Origin of the sequence: Leptolyngbya sp. FACHB-36 (assembly GCF_014695955.1) — a bacterium.
In the GTDB taxonomy this organism is placed as follows: Bacteria; Cyanobacteriota; Cyanobacteriia; order Leptolyngbyales; family Leptolyngbyaceae; genus FACHB-36.
Window position 1 is genome coordinate 1 of sequence record NZ_JACJPG010000118.1, and the last position, 2886, is coordinate 2886.

A 2886-nucleotide genomic window follows, 5' to 3' on the forward strand; every position below is an offset into this window, starting at 1 on the left:
GTCTGTTGAGCTAACTGACTCATAATCTCTTGCACGCCCCAGTAAGTCAGTCGCTGCCCTTTACTGCGGTTTGAGTTAGAGATAAACAACGGACTTTGAGGCGAAAGTACCTGGCCTGCCGCCTCCATCTGAGCTTGCCGCTGCTGCCGATAAGCGTTCAGGTCTTCCCTAGCTAGTCGGGTGAGAGGCACCTCCCCGACGCTGTCATGCTTTGCTTCTCGAATCACTACTTGCTGCCCATCGTAGTCCTCAACGTTTAAGTTGATTGCCTCCTCCGCCCGCAAGCCGTGCAGCAGCACTGAGAACAGGGCACGATCGCGCTGTGGATCTCGACTGATCTCTGAAATCGCCTGATAAATCCGTTTTACCTCTTCATCCTCCAGCTCCTGAGATTGCGCCTCCGGGACCTTTTCTTGCTTCACAGCGGTTGTAGGGTCACTTGCAACATACTCCGACTCCAGCATCCACTTGTAAAACGTCTTCAGCGTCCGCAGAATCCGATTCACCGAATTGGGTGCTAGTTTCCGCTCCTGCAATAAGTACTGTTTAAACTGCGCCACCTGCCGACGAGTCACAGTGCCCCACGACTGTTGCGTCCAGTTCATGAAGTACTGCAAATCCCGGCGATAGGCTTGCTCGCTTTTGAACTTCAGCGATCGTGCCCCAATAAACTCGTCAACTTTGGTTTGCCGCAAATCAGCAGGTGCTGCCGCTTGTGAAGGAATTCGAGAACTCTCTTTCGCTGCAACCAGTGAAAGAATGACAGGATCTGGAATGGTTTGACGTTTCATGGAGTGATGGGAAAGAGTAGGCGCGATCGAATCCTTCGTTCCTCGATTAAAGCGCGAATCAGCCCAAACACAAAGACTCAGCTCAGTCAATCTCAGCCAAGTATTTGTACGTATCCTTCAAATTCTTATCCCCTTTGACTAGTATCTGGGATAAGAAGACTCTAAGACAACTTGATAGTTTATTCAAGACAAGAGACTAGAATGCTGTCATGCTGCTTGTTCGAGAGTCTTGCGATGCTGCCACCGTTTCCAGGAATGGACCCCTGTAATTGTGAATGCTGTATCGCAAATACTTTTTGAGGACAAACGATCGCTGTCAATTTCGTTCTCTCAAGCACTCGATCCAAAACTTGCTTTAATGAACTTTACTAGCCCCGACGATTTTTTCATCCCAAAGCCAAACGTTTAGGCTGAAGCTAATCGTTAAGGACTACCACTGTCCCAGAATCCAAATCTGTTCAGTGTCATAAAACTCCCCACGTTGCTCCATGTCGTATCCTCCCAGCAGCAACGCCAGCCACAGTTGAATCAGGGGCATCCCCATTGACTGCTGAAGTCCCACCAATGGAGCTGTGGAAACCTGTTGTTCTGCCATCCACTGAGCGATCGCCCCTGACCAAGCCGACACATCTTCATCATGCGCTAATGCCAATGCTCGATTGAAGATTTCTGCCTCCGTTAGCTCCGGCTCCTGACTCATCTGCTCATCCAGCACTTGCAACAGCGCCACTTTGTCTAGCTCTCCAATGACAGAATTATGCTGTGAGATTTCCTGCCGCTCCGGGCTTTTCCTCGGCAAGCTTGCCAGTGGCTCAACGAATAGCTCAAAATCCACTTCCATCGTCTGCCGCACATAGCGATCGAACGCATCCGCTGGCAGCACCGGTCCCTCGTCGCTATTAGTTGCCTCCAGTTCTTCAAACGCCAGAGTTGAGCGTTCATGAAACACCTGCACAATTTGAGCGATCGCCTCTGCGGCGACCTGCAACTGCCCCACCGTATCTAACGCTGATAGAGCCTCATCCAACACATCAAGCAAGTGTCGCACGTCAACTTCGTCGGGAGCGATCGTCGCTTCCTTCAGCACCTGCCACAGCGGCAACTCCAGTTGCTCTACCTGTCTCATTCCTTACTTCTACCTCAGCCGTGCAGTGGGCAGGGACGCACACTACACAACTCTGGGTCTAGCCGCGTCTGACTCGCGAACTTCCTGATCCCGTACCGTTCCTCCAGCACGCTCAGCATCTTACTCACATACTGGTGAACCTGGCTGGGAACCATGCCAGCACAGTGGACCGCAGGCACGATCGCCACCTTCTCCTGCCCCTGCCAGATTTCCGCCCCGACTGCATGAACGGGTGTATCCGCACCCGCTTTGCGATAGACGACCAGCACTCCAAACACCAACTGAGCAAGTGGCTCAAATTCCACAGGAATTACCGCTAACTCTCCCTCTTTGCGTTTGCGACTGCGCGTTTGGTTGATGCGATCGCGATTACGAGCATAGGACCTGCGACTATAGCAAACAGCTGGATTCCAGCAGCCGTCGCCTTCTAACCCATGCAGCGTTTGTGCCTGCTCTGCCGAGAGCATCGCGCACTTACGGCACTTCTCTGGTAATGCCTTCTTAGTCATTATGCATCTCGTAAGGGTGCTAACAGACTAGAAGGCGAGATATTCTAAACAGGGTGTCCATTCCAAGAAATGGTGACGGCATCACAAACCTTTTAACCGGGCAGCATAGAAGCATTATAGAACCCATTTGGGATCTAGCCGATCGCCAGCCGTTTGAGCATGAGTCGGATGAAACAAAGATTGAGTTTTGCCGTGGCATGAATGAGCGTCCGCTTAAAGTTCCTCACGAAACTCTTGCAGTGTTTGATCCAAGCCTTCACTCAATCATCCAGCGAGATGAGAAACGTAGGCGGACTTGAGCTTCTGCAATTCCGTAGTTTGCCTCGCGCGCAGCAAGTATTGCGAATTCCGAATTCCGAATTACAAATTGGTATTGCCTGGACTTATTGGGTTGATTGCTTTATTGTGGCTTCAGAGATCGCGCCTAGAGTTACCCTTTCCGTTAGATTGCAGCTCTGAA

The 2886-nt window shown here is 51.2% G+C and carries 3 protein-coding genes; all 3 read right to left on the reverse strand.

Annotation, left to right across the window (positions count from 1 at the left end):
• Nucleotides 1-791, reverse strand: a 791-nt coding sequence (locus H6F43_RS01635; protein ID WP_190340280.1) for a phage integrase N-terminal SAM-like domain-containing protein, incomplete at its 3' end; no start/stop codon positions are given.
• Between the two features lie 430 nt (nt 792-1221).
• Nucleotides 1222-1917, reverse strand: a complete 696-nt coding sequence (locus H6F43_RS01640; protein ID WP_190340281.1) for a hypothetical protein — start codon at nt 1915-1917, stop codon at nt 1222-1224.
• 14 nt (nt 1918-1931) lie between these two features.
• Entirely contained in the window at nt 1932-2426 is a 495-nt protein-coding gene (locus H6F43_RS01645) for a hypothetical protein (protein WP_242025244.1), read from the reverse strand.
• Nucleotides 2427-2886 lie beyond the last annotated feature (460 nt).

Coding starts and splice junctions, on each gene's coding strand:
- H6F43_RS01640 (WP_190340281.1), bottom strand. CDS start 1,917: ATGAGACAGGTAGAGCAACTGGAGTTGCCGCTGTGGCAGGTGCTGAAG.
- H6F43_RS01645 (WP_242025244.1), bottom strand. CDS start 2,426: ATGACTAAGAAGGCATTACCAGAGAAGTGCCGTAAGTGCGCGATGCTC.